Annotated in this window: 19 protein-coding genes and 1 tRNA gene; 8 read left to right on the top strand and 12 right to left on the bottom strand. The window is 63.4% G+C overall.

Going from position 1 to position 24,950, the window contains the following annotated elements; genetic code table 11:
• The first annotated feature begins 18 nt into the window (after nucleotides 1-18).
• From I6I07_RS11280 to I6I07_RS11260, 5 genes are read left to right on the top strand one after another with little or no spacing between them, the layout of a single operon-like run.
• The gene (locus I6I07_RS11280; protein WP_198486694.1) at nucleotides 19-1,470 is read left to right on the top strand and encodes an ATP-binding protein; all 1,452 of its coding nucleotides are present in this window, start codon (nucleotides 19-21) and stop codon (nucleotides 1,468-1,470) included.
• Complete coding sequence (locus I6I07_RS11275; protein WP_198486693.1) at nucleotides 1,467-4,370, top strand: Z1 domain-containing protein; 2,904 nt, start codon at nucleotides 1,467-1,469, stop codon at nucleotides 4,368-4,370. The genes I6I07_RS11280 and I6I07_RS11275 overlap by 4 nt, the downstream gene beginning before the upstream one ends.
• Complete coding sequence (locus tag I6I07_RS11270; RefSeq protein ID WP_198486692.1) at nucleotides 4,354-5,364, top strand: PD-(D/E)XK motif protein; 1,011 nt, start codon at nucleotides 4,354-4,356, stop codon at nucleotides 5,362-5,364. The genes I6I07_RS11275 and I6I07_RS11270 overlap by 17 nt, the downstream gene beginning before the upstream one ends.
• Complete coding sequence (locus tag I6I07_RS11265; protein WP_198486691.1) at nucleotides 5,361-7,145, top strand: AIPR family protein; 1,785 nt, start codon at nucleotides 5,361-5,363, stop codon at nucleotides 7,143-7,145. The genes I6I07_RS11270 and I6I07_RS11265 overlap by 4 nt, the downstream gene beginning before the upstream one ends.
• A gap of 38 nt (nucleotides 7,146-7,183) precedes the next feature.
• Nucleotides 7,184-7,687, top strand: a complete 504-nt coding sequence (locus I6I07_RS11260; RefSeq protein ID WP_198486690.1) for a very short patch repair endonuclease — start codon at nucleotides 7,184-7,186, stop codon at nucleotides 7,685-7,687.
• A gap of 295 nt (nucleotides 7,688-7,982) precedes the next feature.
• Here the strand turns inward: I6I07_RS11260 and I6I07_RS11255 are convergent, their stop codons facing one another.
• From I6I07_RS11255 to I6I07_RS11200, 12 genes are all read right to left on the bottom strand, one after another.
• Entirely contained in the window at nucleotides 7,983-9,629 is a 1,647-nt protein-coding gene (locus tag I6I07_RS11255) for a DNA cytosine methyltransferase (RefSeq protein ID WP_232626039.1), read from the bottom strand.
• 144 nt (nucleotides 9,630-9,773) lie between these two features.
• Nucleotides 9,774-10,943, bottom strand: a complete 1,170-nt coding sequence (locus tag I6I07_RS11250) for a tyrosine-type recombinase/integrase (protein WP_198486689.1) — start codon at nucleotides 10,941-10,943, stop codon at nucleotides 9,774-9,776.
• Between the two features lie 218 nt (nucleotides 10,944-11,161).
• Nucleotides 11,162-12,253 carry a redox-regulated ATPase YchF gene (gene ychF / locus I6I07_RS11245; RefSeq protein WP_198486688.1) on the bottom strand — a complete coding sequence of 364 codons (1,092 nt, stop codon included), beginning with the start codon at nucleotides 12,251-12,253 and terminating at the stop codon, nucleotides 11,162-11,164.
• Nucleotides 12,254-12,348: 95 nt separating this feature from the next.
• Entirely contained in the window at nucleotides 12,349-13,128 is a 780-nt protein-coding gene (locus I6I07_RS11240) for a type II CAAX prenyl endopeptidase Rce1 family protein (protein WP_006391361.1), read from the bottom strand.
• A complete protein-coding gene (gene pth, locus I6I07_RS11235; RefSeq protein WP_198486687.1) occupies nucleotides 13,128-13,724 on the bottom strand; it encodes an aminoacyl-tRNA hydrolase in 597 nt (198 codons plus the stop codon). The genes I6I07_RS11240 and pth overlap by 1 nt, the downstream gene beginning before the upstream one ends.
• Before the next feature lie 97 nt (nucleotides 13,725-13,821).
• Entirely contained in the window at nucleotides 13,822-14,436 is a 615-nt protein-coding gene (locus tag I6I07_RS11230; RefSeq protein ID WP_198486686.1) for a 50S ribosomal protein L25/general stress protein Ctc, read from the bottom strand.
• 148 nt (nucleotides 14,437-14,584) lie between these two features.
• Nucleotides 14,585-15,535, bottom strand: a complete 951-nt coding sequence (locus I6I07_RS11225; protein ID WP_006227587.1) for a ribose-phosphate pyrophosphokinase — start codon at nucleotides 15,533-15,535, stop codon at nucleotides 14,585-14,587.
• 135 nt (nucleotides 15,536-15,670) lie between these two features.
• A tRNA-Gln gene (locus tag I6I07_RS11220) sits at nucleotides 15,671-15,747 on the bottom strand.
• 1 nt (nucleotide 15,748) lies between these two features.
• Nucleotides 15,749-16,678 carry a 4-(cytidine 5'-diphospho)-2-C-methyl-D-erythritol kinase gene (ispE, locus tag I6I07_RS11215; protein WP_198486685.1) on the bottom strand — a complete coding sequence of 310 codons (930 nt, stop codon included), beginning with the start codon at nucleotides 16,676-16,678 and terminating at the stop codon, nucleotides 15,749-15,751.
• Between the two features lie 107 nt (nucleotides 16,679-16,785).
• Nucleotides 16,786-18,384 carry a methyl-accepting chemotaxis protein gene (locus I6I07_RS11210; protein ID WP_198486684.1) on the bottom strand — a complete coding sequence of 533 codons (1,599 nt, stop codon included), beginning with the start codon at nucleotides 18,382-18,384 and terminating at the stop codon, nucleotides 16,786-16,788.
• Nucleotides 18,385-18,621: 237 nt separating this feature from the next.
• Nucleotides 18,622-19,191 carry a lipoprotein insertase outer membrane protein LolB gene (lolB, locus tag I6I07_RS11205; RefSeq protein ID WP_198487488.1) on the bottom strand — a complete coding sequence of 190 codons (570 nt, stop codon included), beginning with the start codon at nucleotides 19,189-19,191 and terminating at the stop codon, nucleotides 18,622-18,624.
• Nucleotides 19,192-19,232: 41 nt separating this feature from the next.
• Nucleotides 19,233-21,119: a tetratricopeptide repeat protein gene (locus I6I07_RS11200; protein ID WP_198486683.1), complete on the bottom strand. Its 1,887-nt coding sequence runs from the start codon at nucleotides 21,117-21,119 to the stop codon at nucleotides 19,233-19,235.
• Here I6I07_RS11200 and mutM point away from each other — a divergent pair.
• From mutM to I6I07_RS11185, 3 genes are all read left to right on the top strand, one after another.
• The gene (gene mutM / locus I6I07_RS11195) at nucleotides 21,118-21,945 is read left to right on the top strand and encodes a bifunctional DNA-formamidopyrimidine glycosylase/DNA-(apurinic or apyrimidinic site) lyase (protein WP_006391368.1); all 828 of its coding nucleotides are present in this window, start codon (nucleotides 21,118-21,120) and stop codon (nucleotides 21,943-21,945) included. The genes I6I07_RS11200 and mutM overlap by 2 nt on opposite strands.
• Before the next feature lie 225 nt (nucleotides 21,946-22,170).
• Nucleotides 22,171-23,124, top strand: coding sequence for an MBL fold metallo-hydrolase (locus I6I07_RS11190; protein WP_054428960.1), 954 nt, complete (start codon nucleotides 22,171-22,173; stop codon nucleotides 23,122-23,124).
• A gap of 129 nt (nucleotides 23,125-23,253) precedes the next feature.
• Nucleotides 23,254-24,933, top strand: a complete 1,680-nt coding sequence (locus tag I6I07_RS11185) for an FAD-dependent oxidoreductase (RefSeq protein WP_198486682.1) — start codon at nucleotides 23,254-23,256, stop codon at nucleotides 24,931-24,933.
• The last annotated feature ends 17 nt before the right edge of the window (nucleotides 24,934-24,950 follow it).

Below are 24,950 nucleotides of genomic sequence, written 5' to 3'. Positions count from 1 at the left end.
CCGCCCCGCGCAACCGCCATGCTTGAATCCATGCGGGGGTTGGGTTACTCGACGGCAACAGCCCTGGCCGACATCGTCGACAACAGCATCTCCGCCGGAGCGAGCGAGGTGCGCATCGACTTCCAGTGGGATAGCCTCGACAGCCGCGTGCTTATCTTGGACGACGGTTGTGGCATGGACGACCCAGGACTCGAAAGTGCGATGAGGCTCGGCGACAGGAGCCCTTTGACCAAGCGCGAGGCCCATGACCTGGGGCGCTTCGGCATGGGCTTGAAGACCGCGTCTCTTTCACAGTGCCGGCGGCTGACAGTCGCCAGCGTAAAAGATAAGAGGCGGAGCTGCCTGCGATGGGATCTCGACGAGCTCGCGTCCGACCCGAACAGCGATTGGCTGCTCTTCGAGGGCCCAGCCGACGGCTCTCAGCAACATCTCGCCAGCCTCGACGGCAAAGCGGCCGGGACGCTGGTGCTCTGGGAGAGGCTCGACCGCATCGTCACTGCCGGCTACACCGCTGACAATTTTGGCGACCTCATCGACGGCGTCGAGTCGCATCTGGCCATGGTCTTTCATCGCCTACTGCAAGGACCTCGCGCGCGAATCAAGCTGCTGATCAACAACCGCCCCGTCGAACCTTGGGATCCATTCATGACGGGACACTCAGCTAAGCCGTGGGCCTCGCCTGTCGCTCAACAGCGCACCGACAGCGGATTGGTTCTCGCTCAGTGCCACGTTCTGCCCCACCGCGACCAGCTGAGCACTGATGAGTTCGAAGAGAACGCCGGATCGGCTGGCTGGACTGCGCAGCAAGGTTTCTACGTTTATCGCAACGAACGGCTGCTGGTGACTGGCGGTTGGCTTGGACTTGGCAGGCCGAAGGCCTGGAATCGCGAGGAAGTATATCGCCTAGCGCGCATTCGGCTGGACATCCCCAATACTGCCGACGCCGACTGGAAGATCGATGTCCGCAAGTCGACAGCACGGCCGCCTGTTTCACTGCGCCCCTGGTTGATGGCTCTCGCCGAGAATACGCGCGATCGCGCCCGTCGCGTCTTCGCGTTCCGCGGGGCGCCGACTCCTGCTGCAGGCAATCAACCTATCGGGCAAGCTTGGCGGGTCGAACGACTTAAAGCTGGCATGCGCTACCGCATCGACGATTCGCACCCGTCAGTTACTGCTGTCTTGGAACGCTCCAGAGATCTGCAGCCACTAGTGAGGGCCATGCTACGCGTGATCGAAGAGACCGTTCCAATCCAACGCATCTGGCTTGACACTGCAGAGAACAAGGAAACGCCACGCACGGACTTCGAGGGCGAACCGACTGCTACCGTCATCGAGGTTGCAACCGTACTCTTCAATGACCTGATCGAACGTAAAGGCCTGAGCGAAGAGGAGGCCCGGAGGTCGATGCTGAGGACCGAACCATTTCAGAAATATCCGACGCTGGTCGCAACACTAGGGAGGAATCAATGACCGCAGCAGAAGCGACAGCCGCTCAGGCTGAATTGTTGGAAAATGTCATTGCCACTGCGCAGCGACTGATCAAGGCGGAGAAAGATCCATCCATGATCACTCCGGCCTTCATTGCCGAGAAGGTACAGTTGGCTGCCACTATCTTCGCGGGCGCTTCACCGGACGCCGTTGACCAAAACAAGGCTGTCATCGCTCTGATCCAGCGATTCAGCCATCGGATCGGCAAGGCCACCACGCTCAAGGACAATACGAACCACTTCGACTGGCTCTCAGCCGCTCGCAAGCGCGATTGGCACTACTGGCGTCGCTACCGAGACTTCCTCGAAGCCAAGCTCTCCGACTCTGTGGTCGAAGAGCTCAATGGAGCCACGGATGAAATTCTTGGTCTGCTAGAAGATCCACAACGCTCCGACGACTGGGACCGCCGCGGGCTCGTTGTCGGCCATGTGCAGTCAGGCAAGACCAGTAACTACTCAGGCCTCATCTGCAAGGCCGCTGACGCCGGCTACAAAATCATAATCGTGCTTGCAGGCATGCATAACAACCTGAGATCGCAAACCCAGATGCGGCTTGAGGAAAGCTTCCTGGGCTACGAGACGACCGTCGACCGAGATCCTGGCATGCCCATCGGCGTAGCCGAATTCGGCGAGGATTTGAAGACCAACTCCGCGACCACTCGAGCAGAGAATGGTGACTTCAACAAGGCCATCGCCAAACACTTCCACGGCATCTCGCCCGAAGAGCGGCCCTGGCTTTTCGTGGTCAAGAAGCAGAAAACCGTCCTCACGGAGTTGCTAAACTGGATCCGGACGCGCGTGGCCGACAGCACTGACTCAGTCGACGGCCGTAAGCTCGTGACCAAGCTACCGCTTCTCGTGATTGACGACGAGGCAGACCATGCATCGGTCGACACGGGCGAACAGATGTTCAATGACGACGGGACGCCAGATGAAGAGCATCAGCCGAAGACAATTAACAGCCTGATCCGGCAAGTGCTGCACGCCTTTACCCGCAAGGCCTATGTCGGCTACACCGCCACTCCATTTGCCAACATCTTCATTCATCACAAGGGCACGACAACCAAAGAGGGACCCGACCTTTTCCCACGGGCCTTTATCATCAACCTTGCCGCGCCCTCCAACTATGTAGGCCCAACCCGCATGTTCGGCAAGATGACCAAAGATGGGCGCACGGGCGCGCTGCCGCTCTCGCGGAACATCGCGGACCACTACGACCCCAAGGCTGATTCAGGCTGGATGCCACCTAAGCACAAGAAGACCCATGTGCCGACCTACAACGGCCAGAAGATCATCCCTCCTTCGTTGCACGAGGCTATCTGTGGATTCGTCCTTGCTTGCGCCGTGCGAGACCTGCGCGGCCAAGGGGACCAGCACAGTTCAATGCTTATCCACGTTACACGGCTCATTGACGTGCAGACCCATGTGCGCGAACAGGTTGAAGAGGCTGTCCGTCGCATGCGGCAGAAGATTACGCGCGGAATCGATGCCGACGTATTGCTCAATCAGTTGCGCGAGCTCTGGGAGAAGGACTTCCTCCCCATCCGGGACCAAGTCGCTGAACTTTCGCCGCCGGACGAACGTCCGCCGGCGATGCCCAGTTGGAACGATGTCCTTAAGGCCTTGCCCGACGTGCTCGATGATATTGAGGTCCGGTCGATCAATGGCACCGCGAAAGACGCGCTCGACTATGCAACTCCGGGTTCTGCCCTCAAAGTAATTGCGGTTGGCGGAGACAAGCTGGCTCGTGGCCTGACGTTGGAAGGGCTGTGCGTGAGCTACTTCGTCCGTACCACCAAGATGTATGACACTCTCATGCAGATGGGTCGCTGGTTTGGCTACCGCCCTGGCTACCTGGACCTATGCCGTCTCTACACGTCCCCCGACTTGGTGAGATGGTTCGCCCACATTGCCGATGCATCGGAGGAGCTGCGGGATGAGTTCGACTTCATGGCCGATGCCAAGTTGACGCCAGAACAGTACGGCCTCAAAGTTATGTCGCACGAGGTACTTACTGTCACCTCCCGGTTGAAAATGCGAAACGCGCAGACCCTCTCGCTCAGCTACAGTGGAACACGACCTCAGACCATCCTCTTCCATCGGGATGCGGCGATCCAACAGCAAAACCTGGAAGCCACCGACGCCTTGATCGCATCCCTCGGCGACAACTGGCTCCCTGATCCAAAATACGGCCGAGATGGCGACCCAGACTCCTGGCCTGGCGCTCGCCTTTGGAGAGATGTGGATGCATCCAAGGTGCTTACGTTCCTGGGGGCTTACGCGACGCATCCGAACGCTAGCAGCGCGAAATCCGCACTACTCTCGGAGTTCATCATCAAGATGGTCGATATCGGGCAGCTCACCAAGTGGAGCGTTGCCCTGCTCGCCGGTGGCCAGGGCTCGGGCGAACCACACACCTTCCCCGGTGGCAAACCTTCGACGACCTATTCGATACGTAAGACCGAGGACCCTGACGACCAGGAGAAGATCGATCCGAAGCTCTTCGCGATCGGCGTCCTCACCGATCCGAAGGATGAGGGCATCGACCTTAACGATGATGCCTGGCGAGACGCATTGGCTCGCACCAGAGCAGCATCCAAGCGCGAGCCAAGCAATCCATCGACCTTCCCAAGCGGCAAAGGCATCCGAAAAACGCGCGGTAAGCTCGGCGGCGAAGCGGATCGCGGACTGCTACTGCTCTATCCTCTCACACCCTACATCTACAAAGACAAGAGCACGACTCCCGAACGTTTAATCGTCCCCGATTGGGATAAACCCATCATGGCCTTTGCCATCGCGTTCCCTGCAAGCGACAACGCTATCAGCGTGGAATACGAAGTCAACCACCTCTACTGGCTTCAGGAATATGGCCCGTCCGAATGAAGAGTTCCTGCTCGCGTGGCTATCGCTGTCCGCTGATGACCCCACACCAGGTTGGCAAGCCATCGTGCTGCCGCCAGCCGGCCCCGTCGATGTGCAAGCGGGTCGACGCTCGCCTGACAACGCCGAAGCGATTCTGCTTGGCTTCCCCTCTGCCCGACTGACGCCGGCTGAAAAGCTGCCCGAAGGCCAGGGATTCAGCGTTGAGCGCGCGGATTCCGACGGCATCCACCAGCTACGCCTCGCGCTGACGAGGCGGACCGCCGGCAGCGCTGAACTCTTTGCCGCCATGGTTTGCGACGTGGTGGGAACGCTGGACGAGGCAGCCTCGGCCGGAGCAACCGAAAGGAAGCTACTGCAAGTGTTTCTCGGTCGGGTTGGCGCATGGCAAGAGTTCATGCGCAAGGGTTCGCAGTCGCTAAGCCCTGAGGCTGAGATCGGCTTGGTGGGAGAGCTCACGCTGCTTCGGACAATCATCGACGCGGGCGTGCCGGTGATCTCCGCCATCGAATCGTGGGTTGGTCCGCTCGATGGCATCCAAGACTTCGAGATCGGCACCGGGGCTTTGGAGGTCAAGGCCACTATTTCGGCCGCGGGATTCCCCGCCAAAATCGGCTCGCTCGAACAGCTCGATGACTCCGCGCGCCAGCCGCTGTTCCTCGCCGGCACGCGTCTGCACCAAAGTGAAACCGGGCAGAGTCTGCCGGAACTAGTGGCGGAGATGCGCGATGTCGCCGCGGGCGAAGCCGAGGCCATTCGTCTGTTGAGCGAGCGGCTGATTGCCGCCGGCTACTTTGACGCCCACGCGGACAACTATATCCGCCGATTCACGCTGGTCAACATTCTCGTCATCGAGGTGAAGGACGGATTCCCCCGCCTCACGCCGGACAGCGTACCACTGGGTATTGCTAGAGTCGCCTACGAGATTGACCTCGGCAAGGTCGCGGGATCGAGTATCCCGGCCGCTGATGCATTGAAGAGATTGAGAGCGATATGAATTCTACTTTGCTGGACTTCCTGCGCGAGACGCAGTCCGAAGTGAAATCTCAATTGCGCGATGGCGCGCTCTACGAGGAACTGGTCTTCGCCGGCATTGTCATGGAACACATGTCGGAGATCGGCATGACCTTCGAACCCGTCGAGTGTCACTTCGAAGGCACTGTGAGCAATGCAATCCTGCGGCTCAGTGGCTACTCCATTTCCGAAGACAGCGACCAGCTGGACCTATTCGTGAGCCTGTATGCCGGCGTCGATGAGCTCACACCCATCGCAGATTCCGAAGCCAAGTTAGCTGCCGAGCGCTGCCTGCGTTTTCTGACACTTTGCGCCGAAGGGAAGATGGCCAAAAGGCTCGATCCATCCAGCGACGTGCGCTCATTGGCCGAGACGCTGCAGACTGTCTTTAATGACCTTGAACAGATCCGCGTCTACGTAATAACGGACCGTGTGGCCAAATCCAAGAGTTTCAAGACACGTGACATTGGTGGCAAGGCCGTGCGCCTGGAAGTGATGGACATCGAGCGGCTGCATAGGCACACGTCCGAGGGAAAGCCGCGCGACGAACTGGTTGTTGACTTCAATGAGGTGTCAGGATCTTCCCTGCCCTGCGTCTATGTACCAGGCGAAAACGATGACTATGACTACGCGTTGACGGCAGTTCCAGGCGAAGCCCTGCGGCTGCTCTATGAGAAGTTTGGCGCACGCCTACTTGAGGCCAATGTCCGATCCTTCCTCAGCGTCACAAGCAAGAAAAGTGTCAACGCCGGTATTCAGTCGACGCTACGTTCGGCACCCGAGCGGTTCATGGCCTACAACAATGGAATTGTGATCGTGGCTGATGAGATGATCTTGGGCAAGACATCCCAGGGCGAGCAGGGCATCGCCTGGCTCAAAGGGCTGCAAATCGTCAACGGCGGCCAAACGACGGCCTCACTCTATTTCACCAAGAAGAAACATCCTGAGACGGATCTCGGTCACGTCCGCGTGCCCGCGAAGATCATCGTGATGAAGGTACAGGACTCCACCAAGGAGGAAGCTTTGGTGTCCGACATCTCGCGCTACGCCAACAGCCAGAACGCAGTTCGCCAGTCGGACCTCTCAGCCAATAAGCCATTCCACGTAGAGATCGAAAAGCTGTCGCGCTCGGTCTACTGCCCAGACGGGGTGGGTCAATGGTTCTACGAGCGCGCCGCAGGAAGTTACAACACCCTACTCACTCGCGAGGGGAATACACCAGCTCGTCTCAGGGCACTGAAGGAGGCCATTCCATCGGCCCGCCGCGTGACCAAGACCGATTTGGCAAAGTACCTCAACGCCTGGGACTGCAAGCCGGATATCGTGAGCAGGGGTTCGCAGAAGAACTTCGACAGCTTCATGGCCGCGCTCTCGCCCATTGACGGCCAAGAGATGCCGTTGCCAAATGTGGCCGACTTCAAGGCAATGATAGCCAAAGCCAAACTGTATCGAGAAACCCAGAAGTTGCTGCGGCCGATGTTCCAAGCATTCCAAGCGAACGTAACCTCCTACACTATCGCCGTGCTCTCCGAAAAGCTGGGTGCACGCATCGACCTTGATCGCATCTGGACCAAACAAGCTGCATCGCCGGAGCTGATGTCGCAGATTGCTATCTGGGCCAAAGAAGTCAACGACATGCTGCACGCTACTTCTGGCGGGCGCATGGTATCGGAGTGGGCCAAGCGCCCTGAATGCAAGGATGCTGTGATGGGCGCGAACTACTCGGAGCCAGCCGACGACATTCCCGAGGTAAAGGCCACATGAGTAGCGGCTAGGGTAGTCGAGCGGTATAGTCAATCATTATGACCGATGTCGTCAGCCCAGAAAAACGCAGTCAGATGATGGCCGGCATCAAGGGCAAGAATTCCTTTCCCGAGATGCGGGTCCGTAAGATGTTGTTCGCGATGGGGTATCGCTTCAGGCTGCATCGGCGCGATTTGCCGGGCACTCCGGACATCACCATGCCAGGCCACAAGATTGCGATCTTTGTACACGGCTGTTTCTGGCACGCGCACCAGGGATGCAAATACGCAAAAACGCCGTCGACACGGACTGAGTTTTGGACCTCCAAGCTGCGTAGCAATGTCGATCGGGATCACCACGCTGTCGCCAAGCTGACCGAGTTGGGCTGGCGAGTGCTAACCGTATGGGAGTGCTCGACGCGCGATCGTGAGACCGCCGCGGGCCTGCCCGCAGCCCTGCGACAATGGATCAATAGCGACGTAAGCCTTGGGGAGATCAGCGCACCAATTCCGGCGGCTGACGCCAAGCCTGGGCAGGCAGCGTACCTTAACGAACTGTCCTAATTTCAAGCCGAGCCGTGGCCACCACGCCCCCTCCATTGAAATGCTTGCCCGCGAATTCTACGAGGGTCGGGCGCCAGCCTGACCGGGAAGCAACGCAGTTCGAGCTCAAGCGCGTCGAAGCATAGTATGGCGGATGCCACTCGCACGATTTCTGCAAGGCGAAGTGGCATTCCGGCAGAGCACAATGACTCCGGCCGCTGACGGCGTATGCTGCATCCTCGGCGCGCTGTGCGCCCGGTCAGGATTCTTGTAAAGCTCGAGACGTTCGTGTCCCATCCTGACCGGCACCACGGCATCACCGCCGGCGCGGTGATGTCATGAAGTCGAGGATGATCTCGCCGATCTGCTTGGCTAGCAACGGCGGGACGGCGTTGCCGATCTGGCCGTATTGCTCCGTCCGATTTCCTTCAAAGAAATAGTTGTCGGGGAAGGTTTGCAAGCGGGCGGCTTCGCGCGCTGTCAGGCTGCGGCACTGTCCAGGGTCAGGGTGGATATAGTAGTGCCCATCCTTCTTGATGTGAGCAACCACCGTAGACGATGGAGATTTCCCCATCTGGACGCGAAAACGATCCTTGAATGGAATCGTCTCTTCGTCCACGTTCACATGATCGGGGAGCAACTTCGGCGGAAAATTGCGCAAATCCGGGGAGTACGGGTGCGTCGCGGCAAAACAGGCAGCGAACATGTAGCGATGCAGATCCGATCGCATGTGGCTGCGGGTCTCATGGTGCAAGACGCCACCGAGCTTCGGGTCCAGGTACCAGTCCTGCAAATCCTGGGGCATGCACCTCCCCGGTGCTACCAAAGCTTCCACGAACGGTGCACCAAAGGTCGTATGTTTCTCGGCCTTCTTAATGTACTTCCCCATGGCCGTTTCAATAACACTGCGCAGCGGCACACGCCACCCCTTAAGCGCCTGAGGCGACTCGCGAACCGCAGCGATCCACGCTTCAGGCGAATCAGGCTCCTTCGACAAACGACTGCGTAACGGCGGTAGGCCGGCCAGAGCTGCACTCACGCCAACCTTCTTGCTCACCTTTCTAAGCAGAAAAGACTCAGGTCGCTCTGTGAGCGCCGGAGTAGTCTTCGCCACATCTGAACGAATACCAAAAAGGATCACCCGATGCCGACTTTGCGGAACGCCGTGGTCGTCGGCTTCGATCACATAGTCGTTGGGCTCGAGCTCGCCTTCGGCCTTGTGGACCACAAACGATCGGATCTCATATTTGAGATCGGCACGGGGAGCTTTTAGGTCAGAAAGGATCTGTTCAAAGATGCGCTTGCCGGAGTTTGTGGAATTGAGCATCCCCTTGACGTTCTCCATCACAAAGATGGCCGGAGCGAACTGCTGGATGATCCGCAAGTACTCCATGTAGAGGAAGTGTTTGGCATCCGCCTCGAACTTCTTCACGTCCTTGCTGCGAAGCCGCGATCGGCCCGCGAGGGAGTAGGCTTGGCAAGGCGGGCCGCCGATAAGCACCCAATCCGCCTGGGCACCCAGCGCCTCGCGAATCCATCCGTCGACCTCCTCGGGCGAGGTAACGCCGAGCTCTGCGCAACGAGCTTCTTTGGCTGCGTGCTCCGCAGCGACCTTGATATCAGGATGGGACAGAAACTGCTCGCGCGTGATCTGGCCGCGGACGTAGTCGTAGTAACAGTTCGGAACTTGTCCCTTGGGAAACTTGCGGAAGATCGCCCGAAGTAGCAACGTCCGATGAGCGACGGGATCCTTTTCGATAGAGACCTTGACTGCAAACCTGCGAACGCCCGCCGCATCTACGACAGACGAAAATCCTTCGCACAGCCCTCCCGGTCCGGCAAATAGATCGATCACCGGAATATTTCCACGCTGAGTCATTAGTTGTGATTTTTTATCAGAGAACTTGGCCGAACGGCCTCGAATTGTATCAGTGGGACGATCACGGAGCATGGTCCAGCCCATGACGTAACCCTCCAGCTATCGATCTGACCTCGCGTTCGGTATTGACCATTGTGGGGTGTAGGACACTCCCCTTGGATTGCCCCGCCTGCCCATAATATCGCCGCGTTTTGGCTGAAATATGCCCCAGCCGATATGGTGAGTACGTCATAGTTCCTTCCATTCGTCTAGGCGGTCCGCCCATTGCTGCATCATCGCTTTGCGCTCATCAAGGTACGTAGCGTGGTTGTACGTGCGACGCACATTGTTCTGATCAGCATGAGCGAGTTGAGCCTCGATCGCATCGGGCCTATATCCCATCTCGTTCAGCCGGGTGCGTCCAGTGGTGCGAGTGGCGTGGGGACTATAGGTCCCGCTCCAACCGACAACTTTGAGAGCCTGCCGGAGCGCAGCGATGGACATTGGTCCGTTGCGGTCGTCGCGTCCAGGAAAAACATGTTTGCGGTCACCAGTCAGCCCGCGAAGCTTTTCAAGCATCGCAATTGTTTGTCTGGGCAAAGGCACGACGTGCTCCTTCCTCGCTTTCATCCGAATTGCAGGAATGCGCCACGTTGCAGCAGCCAGATCGAACTCCGACCACTCAGCTTCGGCAGCCTCGGAAGGACGCACGAGCGTCCACCACATAAGCTGCATGCAATAGTTGATCTGAAATGTGCAGCGGTGGTTGTCGAAGTCACGGAGAAGCCTGCCGATCTGCTCAACGGTGAGTGCCGTCTTGTGCTGGGTCTTGTTTGCCGGGATTGCCTTGCGGACAGGCCAGACCGGGTCCGTTTCGGCCCGCAAGGTCGCCACAGCGAACTCGAATACGGCCGACATCGTCCGCCGGGCCTCTGCCGCCACTGATGGCGCCCCTCGCTTGACCGTGTCCTGAAGAATACTCAAGACGTGCACAGGGGTGACATCTCGTACCGGCATCGCGCCGATTTTTGGAAAGACAACCCTGTTCATCATGTCCAAGCGTCTTTGCTTGGTGATCGTCTGCCAGTCCTTGGTTTGCAGCCACTCCTTGGCGACAAGCTCAAACGTATTCTTCGCCTCGCTGACCTGTCTGATCCGATCGATCTGTCGCTGTTGAGCTGGGCTGATACCTTGCTTCACGAGCTTGCGCGCGTCCTCACAAAGCTGCCGTGCCTCAGACAGCTTGACGTCGGGATAGTCGCCCAATGCGTACATGCTGGCATTGCCGTGGAGCGTATATCGATACCTCCACGCCTTCACTCCAGAAGGCTTGACCTCCAGGTAGAGGCCTTTGTGATCATTGAGCCGATACAGCTTCTCCCGTGGCTTTGCATTGCGGCAATGCGCATCCGTGAGCATGAGTTGCCCCTTTAACAACAAAATATCTGCGCAAATGCACTCACCTTTCCGAGGAGTCGCAAATTTTCGTACTCGGCATCGTACTCACATATAGCTCGGCAACCGGAGAACGACCAAGCAACTCCCTGAAACCAAAAAACCGCGTAAATACGCGGTTTTTCAGACACTTCCATCATTTCACCGAGTTTCACGAAACGCCGTGAAATCGAATCGTCGGATCAGACGTTGAACAAGAAATTCATCACATCGCCATCCTGCACGATGTATTCCTTGCCTTCCGCCCGCATCTTGCCCGCTTCCTTCGCACCCTGCTCGCCCTTGTAGGCGATGTAGTCTTCGTACGCGATGGTCTGCGCGCGGATGAAGCCGCGTTCGAAGTCGGTGTGGATGACGCCCGCGGCCTGGGGCGCGGTGGCGCCGATCGGCACGGTCCAGGCGCGCACTTCCTTCACGCCGGCGGTGAAGTAGGTCTGCAGGCCCAGCAGCTTGAAGGCGGCGCGGATCAGGCGGTTCAGGCCCGGTTCTTCCATGCCCATGTCCGACAGGAAGGCCTGGCGGTCGGCGTCGTCCAGGTCGACGATCTCGGATTCGATGGCGGCGCAGATGGCGACCACCGGCGCGTTGCGGGCGGCGGCGAATTCGGTCAGGCGGTCCAGCAGCGGGTTGTTGGTGAAGCCGTCGTCGGCCACGTTGCCCACGTACATCGCGCGCTTGGCGGTGATGAAGCAGAGCTGGGCGATGTCGGCCTTTTCCTCGGTGGTGAGGTCGAGCGAGCGGATCGGCTTGGCTTCGTTCAGTTGCGCCACGCACTTTTCCAGCACGGCGACCAGGCGCTGCGATTCCTTGTCGCCGGAACGCGCGGTCTTCTGGTGGCGCTGCAGGGCCTTTTCAGCGGTCTGCAGGTCGGCCAGCGCCAGTTCGGTCTCGATGACTTCGATGTCGGCGATCGGATCGACCTTGCCGGCCACGTGGATCACGTTGGGATCCTCGAAGCAGCGCACCACGTTGACGATGGCGTCGGTTTCGCGGATATGCGAGAGGAACTGGTTGCCCAGGCCTTCGCCCTTGCTGGCGCCCGCCACCAGGCCGGCGATGTCGACGAACTCGACCGTGGCCGACAGGATGCGCTCGGGCTTGACGATCTCGGCCAGCTTCTGCAGACGCGGATCCGGCACCTCGACCACGCCGACGTTCGGCTCGATGGTGCAGAACGGGTAGTTCTCGGCGGCGATGCCGGCGCGGGTCAGAGCATTGAAGAGTGTCGATTTGCCAACGTTGGGCAGGCCGACGATGCCGCATTGCAGAGCCATGGGAATCCTGTGTAAGTACGGTATTGATCGTTAACGTTCTAGTTTACCCCGCCGGGCGACGCGCCATGATGACCGCGCCCGGGGGGACGGACGGTTCAACTGGCCGCCGTGGGGGCCCAGCGCATCACGGCCCAGATCAGCAAAATGGGGCCGGCATTGAACATCGCGTGCAGCGCGATCGCCGCGCCGATGCCGCGGCGGATGCGGATCCAGCCCAGCACCAGGCCGGTCAGCCACTGCGGCAACACCAGCAGCGGCAGCAGCCAGTACGGCGTGTGGTTGAAGACGAAGTTGGTCAGGTGCACGGCGGCAAAGGTCAGCGCCACCAGGTGGAACACCCAGCCGAAGTGCTTCAGGTAATGGCGCCGCCAGGCGGTGTTCCAGCCCTTGAGCGGCTCGGGGCGCGGACGCAGCGACCAGCAGGCCAGCAGCACGAAGGCCGCCAGCAGCAGGCCCGTCCAGATGCGCGGGCCGTACAGCACCACCGGCAACAGCGCCGGGCACAGCCACAGCGCCTGCTTGGGCCGGCGCAGGCCATAGCGGAACAGCATTTCCTCGACCAGCGGGGCCCAGATCACCGCCGTCAGCCACGGGATGTTGGCCGGGTCCAGCCGGTGCGTGACGCCGCCGACGCCGGCCGCGGCGACCGCCACCGGCCCCAGGGCGAACAGGTTGATCAGCCACAGCACCGCGGCCCAGGCCAGCAGGCGTCCGGGGCCGACGCCCGGCCACCAGTCCGACACCCAGCCGATCGCCGGCGTGCGCCCGGGCAGGCGGCGCGCCGGATGCGGATGACGCACGAAGCGCCAGAAGTCCGCCAGCTCGCTGCGGAAGCGCAGCTTGCGCGGCGCGGCGGAACCCGGGGCGCCGTCCATCAGGCGTCGTTGCCGCTGTGCAATTGGCGGGTGGCCAGGGCGAAGTCGCCGGCCAGCATGGCCGGCACCACGGCGCGGCAGCGGTCGATGACCGCCTCGATTTCCTTCTGCTCTTCGCGGCGCGGCGGATGCAGCACGAAATCGGCCACCTGCTGCGCCAGGCCGAGCGTGCGCGGATGGCCGATGCCGATGCGCAGGCGCCAGAAGTTCGGGCTGCCGAGCGCGGCCTGGATGTCCTTCAGGCCGTTGTGGCCGGCATGGCCGCCGCCCTGCTTGAGTTTCACCTGGCCCGGCATCAGGTCGAGCTCGTCGTGCAGCACCAGCACCTGCTCCGGCGTCAGCTTGTAGAAGCGCGCCAGCGCCCCGACCGCCTGGCCGGAACGGTTCATGTAGGTGTTGGGCTTGAGCAGCAGGACGTTGTCGGCCCCCAGGCGGGATTTGGCCACCATGCCGAAGAACGACTTCTCCAGCGCGAACGAGGTGCGCAGGTCGTCCGCCAGGTGGTCGGCCAGCCAGAAGCCCGCGTTGTGGCGGGTGGTTTCGTAGTCGGGACCGGGGTTACCCAATCCCACGATGAGGCGTATGGGAATAGACATGATGGGGGGTGTTTAAACCAAAAAACCCTGCGCATGCAAATGCACACGCAGGGTTTCGGACGCAAGCCGCGGGAAAGCCGGAGCTTTCCGGCAGGACTTAGGCGGCGGGAGCGGCCGGAGCGGCGTCGGCTTCGTCGGCGGCAGCGCCACCCTTGACGACAGCGGCGGCCAGCAGCGGGTTCTCTTCACCACCGTGCGGGACGTAGGTCACGCCCATCGGCAGCTTGATGTCGGCCAGGTGGATCGAAGCGCCGGCCAGGATGTCGGCCAGGTTGACTTCGATGAACTGGGGCAGCGCCGACGGCAGGCAGGTGATTTCCAGTTCGTTGGCGACGTGGCTGATGATGGCGCCGCTCAGCTTGACGGCCGGCGAGACTTCAGCGTTCACGAAGTGCAGCGGCACCTTGGTGCGCAGCGCCTGGTTGGCGTCGACGCGCTGGAAGTCCACGTGCAGGACTTGCGGCTTGTAGGCGTGCCATTGAACCGAGCGCAGCAGGACTTGTTCGTCCTTGGCGCCTTCGAGTTGCATTTGCAGGATCGACGCGTGGAACTCTTCCTTGCGCAGGGCATGGTAGATCTCGTTGTGGTCGAGCTCGATGTTCAGCGGGGCAGCCGTACCACCATAGACAATGGCGGGAACGCGGCCCGCGCGGCGCAGGCGGCGGCTCGCACTCGAACCCTGGACGCTACGCGCAGTGGCGATAAATTTCATGGAAAACTCCAAAAACAAAAATTGGCGAAGCGGACTTCGCCGGTTGTGATCACGGCGCACGACAGGTGCGCCGTGTTGCTTGCGTCTTGCCGCGACCAGCAAGACACAAAAAACAGGGGTGGGCCGAACGCCCGACCGACGCCTGGCGTCAGTCGACGAACAGCGAGCTGACCGATTCCGCGTTCGAGATACGCAGGATGGTCTCGCCCAGCAGCGCGGCGCACGACAGCTGGCGGATCTTGCCGCTGGCCTGGCCTTGCTCGGAGAGCGGAATGGTGTCGGTGACGACCAGTTCGTCCAGTTCCGACGCCTCGATGCGGTCGATGGCGCCGCCCGACAGCACGGGGTGCGTGCAATAGGCGTAAACGGCGCCGGCGCCGCGGTCCTTCAGGGCCTGGGCCGCCTTGCACAGCGTGCCGGCGGTGTCGACCATGTCGTCCATGATGATGCAGGTGCGGCCGTCGACTTCACCGATGATGTTCATCACTTCCGACACGTTGGCGCGCGGACGACGCTTGTCGATGATGGCCAGGTCGGCTTCGAGCTGCTTGGCCAGCGCGCGGGCCCGCACCACGCCGCCGATGTCCGGGGACACGACGACCAGGTTCGAGAAATTGCGGCGCCAGATGTCACCCAGCAGGATCGGGCCCGCGTAGATGTTGTCCACGGGAATGTCGAAGAAACCCTGGATCTGGTCGGCGTGCAGGTCCATCGTCAGGACGCGGTCGACGCCAGCCACTTGCAGCATGTTGGCCACGACCTTGGCCGAGATCGCGACGCGCGCCGAACGCGGGCGGCGGTCCTGGCGGGCGTAGCCGAAATAGGGAATCGCGGCGGTGATGCGGCCGGCCGAGGCGCGGCGCAGGGCATCGACCATCACCATGATTTCCATCAGGTTGTCATTGGTAGGCGCACAGGTGGGCTGCAGGACGAAGACGTCCTTGCCGCGCACGTTCTCGTTGATCTCGACCATCACCTCGCCGTCGGAGAAGCGACCGACGGTCATCTTGCCCAGGGACATATCGAGGTGGTTGACTACGTCCACGGCCAGCCGAGTATTGGCCGTGCCCGTGAAGATCATGAAGCTATCGTTTGCCATGATGGATGATGCGATGGTCGTTTCGAGACACTAACGAGGTGATGCGAGAACCTGCGGAAACCGGAAAATAAAAAAGCTGCTGAACCCGGGCCAGTGTCTTACAGGCGTGTTCAACAGCTTTTTTATGTATTCGGTTGGCTGGGGAGGAAGGATTCGAACCTTCGCATGCCGGAATCAAAATCCGGTGCCTTAACCAGCTTGGCGACTCCCCAACTATCTTGCAATCCAATTCCGCAACGGATGCTCAGTCAACCCAGGACATGCCTGCACTAACCGGAACCGTGGTTGCGTTGTGCTGTTGAGTTTGCAGTTTGCTTCAACAGCGCCGCGCATTGTAGCGGTAATTTCCGTTTTCGCCAAAACGGCCTCCGAAAGTTCGGAAAACTCGGCGTATAAACACGCGCCAGATCCCGACATGCGAACTTGGGTACCCGTGTCTTTCAACACACCCTGCTCTGCAAGCCACCGCGATGCCCTGAGAACCTCAGGATAAAGACGGTAGACCACCGGCTCCAAATCATTTTTCCCGAAGGAAAATGTAGGCGAAGCAAGAAAGTCCGCTATTGTGATGTAAGAAGAATCCCTTGTCAAATCGGGGGCGGAAAAAATTCCAACAGTCGGCACGCTCGCGTCCGGCTGCGCCACCAGATAGGCCCGCGCCGGCAGGTCCAGCGCGGTCAGTTGCTCGCCCACGCCTTCGGCAAAGGCGGACTGGCCGAACACGAACACCGGCACATCCGCGCCCAGCGGCAGCGCCAGGTCCATCAGCTCGCGCCGCGACAGGCCGGTACCCCACAGGCGGTTCAACGCGATCAGCACGGTGGCCGCATCGCTGGAGCCGCCGCCCAGGCCGCCGCCCTGCGGAATGCGCTTTTCCAGCGCGATCTGCGCGCCCTGGCGCGTGCCGGTGGCCTGTTGCAGGGCGCGGGCGGCGCGCAGGGTAAGGTCGTCCTGTTCCGACACGCCGGGCAATTCCGTGGCGCGGCTGATGACGCCATCGGCGCGCGCCTCGAAATGCAGCGTGTCGCACAGGTCGATGAAGCGGAAGGCGGTCTGCAGCAGGTGGTAGCCGTCGGGACGGCGGCCCACCACATGCAGGAACAGGTTCACCTTGGCGGGCGCGGGTACGTCGTAGAGAGTCACGGCGGATCGGGGAAAAGGACGGTTGCGTCGATTTTAGCGATCCGCCGGATGCGACGGCGGCGGGCGCGGCAAAACCGGACCGCCGCCGCCCGCCGCACCACCCGCGATCAGGCGATCTGCGGCGCGACGCGGCCGGCCAGGCGCTCGGCCGGGGCCTCGATCACCTGCCCTTCCGGCAGCTTGAACACGGCCACGGCGCCCGCCAGCTGGCGCGCCTGCTCTTCGAGCGCGCCGGCCGCGGCGGCGGCCTGCTCCACCAGCGCGGCGTTCTGCTGGGTCACGCCATCCATCTGCGTCACGGCGCGGTTGACCTGGTCGATGCCGGTGGCCTGCTCTTCCGAGGCGGCGGAGATCTCGCCCATCAGGCTGGTCACGCGCTGCACCGAATCGACGATCTCGCGCATCGTGGCGCCCGCGGTTTCGACCTGCTCGGAACCGACGCCGACCTTCTGCGCCGAGTCTTCGATGAGCTGCTTGATTTCCTTGGCGGCGGCGGCGCTGCGCTGGGCCAGCGTGCGCACCTCGCTGGCGACCACGGCGAAGCCCTTGCCCTGCTCGCCGGCGCGCGCGGCTTCCACGGCGGCGTTCAGCGCCAGGATGTTGGTCTGGAAGGCAATGCCGTCGATCACGCCGACGATGTCGGAAATGCGCGACGAGCTGCCCGAGATGGCGCGCATCGTCTCGACCACGCTGGAGACGGCCTCGCCGCCGCGTTGCGCCACGGCGGCCGAGGCGGCGACCATGCGGTTGGCTTCACGCGCGGTATCGGCGTTCTGCTTCACGGTGGTGGCCAGCTCTTCCATGCTGGCGGCGGTTTCCTCGAGCGAAGCGGCCTGCTCTTCGGTGCGGCTGGACAGGTCGGCATTGCCGGACGAGATCTCGCGCGCGCCGACGTTGATCTCATCGACGCCGCGGCGCACCGTGGACACCGTGCGCACCAGGCTGTCCTGCATCGCGCGCAGCGCGCTCAGCAGCGCGCCGATCTCGTTGCGGCCGCGATCGGCCACGCGGCGCGTCAGGTCGCCCTCGGCGATACGGCGGAAGATCTCGCCGGCTTCCACCAGCGGACGCACGATCATGCGGCGGATCAGCACATGCGCGCCCACCGCCATCAACAGGCCCAGCACCAGGATGCCGGCCAGCAGATAGGTGAAGATCATGTGGAACAGCGAGATCTCGTCCATCACCTCCTGCCCGGTGGTTTCGGCGCGGCGCATGAAGGCGTCGCGCTCGGACACCAGCAACTCCTGCACCTGCTGCGTGCCCTGCTTGAAGTAGGCGTCCATGTCGCCGGCCTCGAGCACCTTGCCGACGCTCTGCAGGTTGCCGCTGAGGTTGTTGTAGGCCTCGATCAGGTCCTTGGACTCGGTCTTCTCTTGTGCCGACAGGCCGCCGGCAAAGGTCTGGAAGGCGCGATCGCCCGCGGCGATGCGCTGGCGCGCCAGGCGCAGCGCGGTGGTGTCGCTGGCATTACCCTGCGCCACGCGGGTGGCGTAGCGGCTCAGGTCGGTGCGCGCCGCCACCAGCGACAACGCGGCCGAGTTCACGGCATTGACCTGTTGCGAAGACAGGCGATAGAGCTGGCCGACGTCCTGGTTGGTCTGGCGCAGCGCGACGAAACCCATGCCGCCCACCAGCAGCTGGAAAGTGAAAAACACCGCGATGATCCCCAAGAGCATCGTCGCGATTCGCGTATTCCTGAACATTGGCATTCTCCGTAAAAAAGCGGCGGCGCGATCCGCGGCCACCGGCCTTGCATGCCGCGCGCAGGGGTCGTGCGCGCGGGTATCGGAAGAATTATTCAGGTTAAACAGAATCTATCAATCAGTAACAGCGTCGGTTTTGCAACGCTTATTTGCCAAATTGAAGCCGGAGGGACGTGCTACCGACCGACGACAAAACGGCCCCGAAGGGCCGTCGCGGTGGTCACGAAACTGCAGGAATCAGGGCTTGTTGACGACCAGCCGCACCATGATGCGGCGGCCGGGTTCCTGGCGCTCGAGCACCAGCATCTGCGGGCCGAGCGTGTCGTAGCGCGACAACCGCGCGCGCCAGCCGCCCTGCTCGAACGCCACGGGGCGGCCGAGCTCGTCGTTGGAGACGTCGGTGGCCTCGGGCTGGCCCGGCAGCCTGCCGCGCAGCCAGTCGCGCAGGCCGGACACCGGCATGCTGCTGCCCAGGGCGTCTTCGGCCAGGGCGTCGGGGTTGTCGGCCACCAGGCGGGTGCCGTCGGCCTTGGTCAGGCTGGCCGCGCCGGGCTGGCCCTCGACCCGCGCCTCGGTCGAGCCGAGCGGGTTGGTCAGGTCCAGCACATAGCGGCGGCCGTCGTCCGACCAGGAAAAACCGCCCTGCACGGCATTCTGCTTGCCGCTTTCCTCGTTGACCGTGATGGCGAAACGGCCGATGCGCGAGAAGGCGTCGGCCGAGGCGCCTTCAATGGGCTTGGGCGTGGTGGTGCAGGCCGCCAGCGCGAAGGCCAGCAGGGCCAGCAAGGCCCAGCGCAGCCAGGCCATGCCGGCGGCCAGGCCGCGAGGCGTCGTGACTACCGCTGCCGTCACAGGCTGACCCCGAGGCGCTTGACGACCTCGAGCACGGTCTTGTTCTTGGGATCCTTCAGCAGCGCGGCGCGCAGCAGCTCGACCGCCTGGTCGCGCTTGCCCTGGGTCCACAGCACTTCGGCCAGGTGGGCGGCGATGTCGGCTTCCGGACGCACGCTGTAGGCGCGGCGCAGGTAGTCGGCGGCGGCGACCTGGTCGCCCATGCGGAATTTGACCCAACCCATGCTGTCCAGGATGAACGGGTCGTTGGGCGACAGTTCCAGCGCCTGCGTGATCAGGTCCAGCGCCTCGGGCAGGCGCTGGTTGTGGTCGGCCAGCGTGTAGCCCAGCGCGTTGTAGGCGTGGGCATGCTCGGGATCCAGCGCGATGACCTGGCGCAGCATGCGCTCGAGGTCGGCCAGGCGGTCCTGGCGCTCGTACAGCATGGCCAGTTCGTACTTGATCTCGACGGTGTCGGGCAGCGCCTGGTCGGCCGCTTCCAGCACCGACACGGCCTGGCCGACGCGGTCGGCGTCGCGCAGGATCTGGGCCTTGGTCAGCACGCCCAGGGTGCGTTCTTCCTCGTCCTGGGGCGCGGCGGCGTCGACCATCTTGATGGCGTCGTCGACCCGGCCGGACTTGGCGCGCAGGGCGGCCTGGCGCATGCGCGCCGAGAAGCGCAGCGAGGGATCGTCGATGCGGCCCAGTTCGGCGATGGCTTCGTCGTATTGGCCCTGGTCTTCGGCGATGCGCGACAGCAGCACGTGGGCATCGGCCGCGGCGGCGCCGGCGTCGGTGGCGCCCGGCACGATGGCGCGCTGGCGCTGGTTCTGGACGTCCAGGTACTGCTGCAGCAACGTCTTGGCCTGCGGCAGCTGGCCGGCCTTGTAGGCCAGCTGGGCCTGCATGAAGAGCAGGTCGAAGTCTTCCGGCGAGCGCCGCGACATGGCCTGCAGTTCGGCCAGGGCGCCGTTGTAGTCGCCGGCGTCGGCCATCTGGCCGGCCAACATCAGCCGGACCTTGCGGGCGTTGGGATTGCGGTTGATATAGGCGCGGGCATCGGCCTGCGCGCGCTGCGGGTCGACCTTGGCGCCGTACTCGAGGACGCGCTGGGCGGCGGGTTCGGACTTGGGGTCGGCGGCCAGGGCGGCATGGGCCTCCTGGGAGGCGCGCGGGTAGTCGCCGGCGGCGGAGGCCACGTCGGCCAGCGCCAGGTGGGCGGCGGGCAGCTTGCGCACGCTGTCGCTCAGGGCTTCGTCAAGGATGCGCAGCGCCAGGCGGCGGTCGTTCAGGCGGCTCAGCACGGCCAGGGCCTGGCCGATGGCGGCCGGCTTGTCGCGCGAGGCCTCGATGCGGTTGCGCAGGGCCTGCGACAGGCCCTTGGTCTGGCCGTTGGCGGCGGCCAGCGCCAGTTCGGTGGAGCTGGCTTCCAGGTCGTTGGGCGACAGGCGGGCCCAGACGCGGGCGGCGTCCAGGGCGCCCGGCAGGTTGCCGCCGGCCAGCTGGAATTCCAGGCCGCGGCGCGCCAGGCGGGGATCGCCGGTGTCGCGCGCCAGGCCGACCATGGTGTTGGCGGCGGTGCCGTACATGCCGCGCTGGGCGGCGATTTCCGACGCCAGGACACGATAGAAGATGTCGGCGGTCAGCGACACGTAGGGCAGTTGGCCCGGACGCAGGCGGATCACCTCGGTTTCTGGCTGGCGGTTCTGGGGCGCCATGCGGGGGCCGGTCGCATCCCGCGTCCGGCTGTCGGCGGCCTGGGCCTGAGGGGCCAGGGCGGAGGCCAACGCAAGCGCCAGCGCGGCAATCCCGATATTCATTTGTTTGAAAGACGACTTCACGCGGCCCGTCCGGTTGGTGGCACAATCTTCGTACACGCAATTGATGATCTTACACTGGCTCATGCCGGAACTGCCTGAAGTTGAAACCACGCGTCGCGGAATCGACGCCGTCATCACCGGCCGCCCCCTCACGCGGCTGGTCGTCCACGAGTCCCGGATGCGCTGGCCCATCCCGGCCGACCTGCCCGCCCTGCTGGGCGGCCGGACCGTACTGGAATGCGGCCGTCGCGGCAAATACCTGCTGCTGCGCTTCGACCACGGCACCCAAATAGTGCATCTCGGCATGTCCGGATCGCTGCGCAGCGTGGCGCCCGGTGAATTCCTGCGCAAGCACGACCACGTCGAATGGATCTTCGACCAGGCCGTGCTGCGGCTGCACGACCCCCGCCGCTTCGGCGCGGTGCTGTGGCACCCCGATGCGGACGGACCGGTCGAAAACCACCCCCTGCTGGCCAAGCTCGGCATCGAGCCGTTCGACCCGCGCTTCGACGGCGCCTGGCTGCACCACCACTTCAAGAACCACGGCGCCGCGATCAAGCAGGTGCTGCTGGCCGGCATGGCGGTGGTGGGCGTGGGCAATATCTACGCCTCCGAAAGCCTGTTCCGCGCCCGCATCAATCCCAAGACCCCGGCCAACAAACTGTCGCGCGCCCGCTGCGACCGCCTGGCGGACATGGTGCGCGCCACCCTGGCCGACGCCCTGACCTCCGGCGGCAGCACCCTGCGCGACTACGTCGGCGCCACCGGCGAGCCAGGCGCCTATTTCGAGATCCACGCCGCGGTCTACGAACGCGCCGGGCAGCCCTGCCGGGTCTGCGGCACGCCGATCAAGCGCATCGTCCAGGGCCAGCGGGCGACCTATTACTGCCCCAAGTGCCAAAAGACCTGAGCGGCCCCCTCGAAACATCCCACCCCCTGGGGCCGCCCGCGGCCTGAAAGGTTCCCATCCGGGCCGCCCTGCGCGGCCCGGATGCATTTGGGCAAGCCCCGGAAACCCAAGGGAATCCCTGGCAAAAAGGGTCAATTCGTTTATAGCAAACGTATTGCACAACCACTAACGTCAAGCTATAGTCCGTCCACACACCCTATTCCTATAAAAGTGGAAGGAGCCTCCATGAGCAAGCAATTCGCTTCGCACGCCGACCTGACCGACAAGGTCGTCTCGTTCGAAAAGCTGTCCGACAACGCCTATGCCTACACCGCCGAAGGCGACCCCAACACGGGCGTGATCATCGGCGACGAGGCCGTCATGGTGGTCGACACCCAGGCCACGCCGGTCATGGCGCAGGACGTCATCCGCCGCATCCGCGAAGTCACCGACAAGCCGATCAAGTACATCCTGCTGTCGCACTACCACGCGGTGCGTGTGTTCGGCGCCTCGGCCTACAACGCCCAGGAGATCCTGGCCAGCCGCGACACCTACGACCTGATCGCCGAACGCGGCGAGCAGGACAAGGCCAGCGAGATCGGCCGCTTCCCGCGCCTGTTCCGCAACGCCGAATCGATTCCCCCCGGCCTGGTCTGGCCCACCATGACGTTCAAGGGCGAGATGACCGTCAACCTGGGCAACCTGGAAGTCAAGCTGCTGCAGGTCGGCCGCGGCCACACCAAGGGCGACACCATCGCCTGGCTGCCCGAGCAGAAGATCCTGTTCGCCGGCGACCTGGTCGAATACCAGTCCACCCCCTACTGCGGCGACGCCTACTTCCGCGACTGGCCCAGCACGCTGGACGCGCTGTCGGGCTTCGAGGCCGAAAAGATGGTGCCCGGCCGCGGCCCCGCGCTGAAGAACGCCACCGAAGTGCGCCAGGGCCTGGCCGGCACGCGCGCCTTCCTGACCGACCTGTACGGCGCGGTCAACCGCGGCGTGGCCGAGGGCAAGGACCTGAAGACGATCTACCGCGAGGTCTACGACTTCATGAAGCCGCGCTACAGCGACTGGGTCATCTTCGACCACTGCATGCCGTTCGACGTGTCGCGCGCCTACGACGAGGCCAGCGGCCACGTCCACCCGCGCATCTGGACCGACAAGCGCGACCTGGAAATGTGGGCCCAGCTGGAGGGCTGATCCCGCGCGGCCGGTCCGCCGGCCGCGGTTCCACCGATTGAAACGGCGCCGCACGACCCGCCGGCCATGCGCCGCGGGCGACGCGCGGCGCCGCGCATAAAAACAAAATGACCCACACAGGAGACAACCGTGGGAGACATCGACTTTCAGGCGATGGAATTCGCCTATGAGAAGCACGCCGACCAGGCCGCCGCGACGCAGGCGCGCCACCCGGTGGTGGTGGTGGGCGCCGGCCCGGTCGGCCTGACCACGGCGCTGGACCTGGCGCGCCAGGGCGTGCGGGTAGTGGTGCTGGACGACGACTACCGCCTGTCCACCGGCTCGCGCGCCATCTGCTTTTCCAAGCGCACCCTCGAAATCTGGGACCGCCTCGGCGTCGGCCAGCGCATGGTCGACAAGGGCGTGTCGTGGAACGTGGGCAAGGTGTTCTTCCGCGACCAGGAGGTCTGGCGCTTCGACCTGCTGCCCGAACCCGGCCATCGCCGCCCCGCCTTCATCAACCTGCAGCAGTACTACGCCGAAGGCTATCTGTACGAACAGGCGCGCCAGGAACCGAACATCGACCTGCGCTGGAAGAACAAGGTGGTGGGCCTGGAACAGGCGGGCGACGGCGTGGTGCTGTCGATCGACACGCCCGAAGGCGGCTACGCGCTGCATGCCGACTGGCTGGTGGCCTGTGACGGCGCCCGTTCGCCGGTGCGCAAGCTGATCGGCCAGGAAAGCCACGGCCGCATCTTCCGCGACCGCTTCCTGATCGCCGACGTCAAGATGAAGGCCGACTTCCCGGCCGAGCGCTGGTTCTGGTTCGACCCGCCCTTCCACCCCAATCAATCGGTGCTGCTGCACATGCAGCCCGACAACGTCTGGCGCATCGACTTCCAGCTGGGCTGGAACGCCGACCCGGTCGAGGCCGTCAAGCCCGAGAACGTGCTGCCGCGCATCCGCGCCCTGCTCGGCCCGGACGCGCAATTCGACCTGGAATGGGTCAGCGTCTACACCTTCGCCTGCGAGCGCATGGACAAGTTCCGCCACGGCCGCGTGGTGTTCGCCGGCGACTCGGCGCACCGCGTCTCGCCGTTTGGCGCGCGCGGCGCCAACAGCGGCGTGCAGGATGCCGAGAACCTGGCCTGGAAACTGCGCCTGGTGCTGGCCGGCCACGCGCCCGAATCGCTGATCGACAGCTACGCCGCCGAACGCGAGCACGCCGCCGACGAGAACATCCTGAATTCCTCGCGCGCCACCGACTTCATCACGCCCAAGAGCGACATCAGCCGCAGCTTCCGCAACGCCGTGCTGAACCTGGCCCGCACCCACGCGTTCGCGCGCACGCTGGTCAACAGCGGCCGCCTGTCGCTGCCCGCCACCTACGCCGATTCGCCGCTGAACAGCCCCGACCGCGACGCGTTCGCGGGCCGCATGCGGCCGGGCGCGGTGGCGCTGGACGCGCCGGTGCGCGGCCCCGGCGACTCGCCCTGGTGGCTGTCGCAACTGGATGCCGGCTTCACGCTGGCCCTGTTCTGCGGCGACCAGCCGCCCGCCATCGACACCTTGCAGGCCCTGCGCGCGTTGCGCCTGGCCGCCGTGCCGGTGACAGCCGTGCTGGTGACCGGCCCCGGCTGCGACACCGCCGGCTGGCCGGAAGACATGGCGCGCGTCGTCGACAGCGAGGGCCTGCTGGCCCGGCGCTATGACGCGCTGTCCGGCACCGCCTATCTGATCCGCCCCGACCAGCACATCGCCGCGCGCTGGCGCGCCTTCCAGCCCGACGCGGTGGCGTCGGCCGTCAACCGCGCGATTGGCCGCGCCTGAACCCGGAGGCCCTATCC

This window comes from Achromobacter deleyi (assembly GCF_016127315.1).
GTDB lineage: Bacteria > Pseudomonadota > Gammaproteobacteria > Burkholderiales > Burkholderiaceae_B > Achromobacter > Achromobacter insuavis_A.
The sequence above is the reverse complement of the archived record's forward strand: the minus strand, read 5'-3'. Positions and strand labels throughout refer to the sequence as shown.

Coding starts and splice junctions, on each gene's coding strand:
- I6I07_RS11190 (WP_054428960.1), top strand. CDS start 22,171: ATGAGCAAGCAATTCGCTTCGCACGCCGACCTGACCGACAAGGTCGTC.
- I6I07_RS11260 (WP_198486690.1), top strand. CDS start 7,184: ATGACCGATGTCGTCAGCCCAGAAAAACGCAGTCAGATGATGGCCGGC.
- I6I07_RS11275 (WP_198486693.1), top strand. CDS start 1,467: ATGACCGCAGCAGAAGCGACAGCCGCTCAGGCTGAATTGTTGGAAAAT.
- I6I07_RS11210 (WP_198486684.1), bottom strand. CDS start 18,384: ATGTTCAGGAATACGCGAATCGCGACGATGCTCTTGGGGATCATCGCG.
- I6I07_RS11240 (WP_006391361.1), bottom strand. CDS start 13,128: ATGGACGGCGCCCCGGGTTCCGCCGCGCCGCGCAAGCTGCGCTTCCGC.
- lolB (WP_198487488.1), bottom strand. CDS start 19,191: ATGGCCTGGCTGCGCTGGGCCTTGCTGGCCCTGCTGGCCTTCGCGCTG.
- I6I07_RS11250 (WP_198486689.1), bottom strand. CDS start 10,943: ATGCTCACGGATGCGCATTGCCGCAATGCAAAGCCACGGGAGAAGCTG.
- I6I07_RS11270 (WP_198486692.1), top strand. CDS start 4,354: ATGGCCCGTCCGAATGAAGAGTTCCTGCTCGCGTGGCTATCGCTGTCC.
- I6I07_RS11255 (WP_232626039.1), bottom strand. CDS start 9,629: ATGGGCTGGACCATGCTCCGTGATCGTCCCACTGATACAATTCGAGGC.
- I6I07_RS11280 (WP_198486694.1), top strand. CDS start 19: ATGCTTGAATCCATGCGGGGGTTGGGTTACTCGACGGCAACAGCCCTG.
- I6I07_RS11225 (WP_006227587.1), bottom strand. CDS start 15,535: ATGGCAAACGATAGCTTCATGATCTTCACGGGCACGGCCAATACTCGG.
- I6I07_RS11230 (WP_198486686.1), bottom strand. CDS start 14,436: ATGAAATTTATCGCCACTGCGCGTAGCGTCCAGGGTTCGAGTGCGAGC.
- mutM (WP_006391368.1), top strand. CDS start 21,118: ATGCCGGAACTGCCTGAAGTTGAAACCACGCGTCGCGGAATCGACGCC.
- I6I07_RS11265 (WP_198486691.1), top strand. CDS start 5,361: ATGAATTCTACTTTGCTGGACTTCCTGCGCGAGACGCAGTCCGAAGTG.
- pth (WP_198486687.1), bottom strand. CDS start 13,724: ATGTCTATTCCCATACGCCTCATCGTGGGATTGGGTAACCCCGGTCCC.
- I6I07_RS11200 (WP_198486683.1), bottom strand. CDS start 21,119: ATGAGCCAGTGTAAGATCATCAATTGCGTGTACGAAGATTGTGCCACC.
- ychF (WP_198486688.1), bottom strand. CDS start 12,253: ATGGCTCTGCAATGCGGCATCGTCGGCCTGCCCAACGTTGGCAAATCG.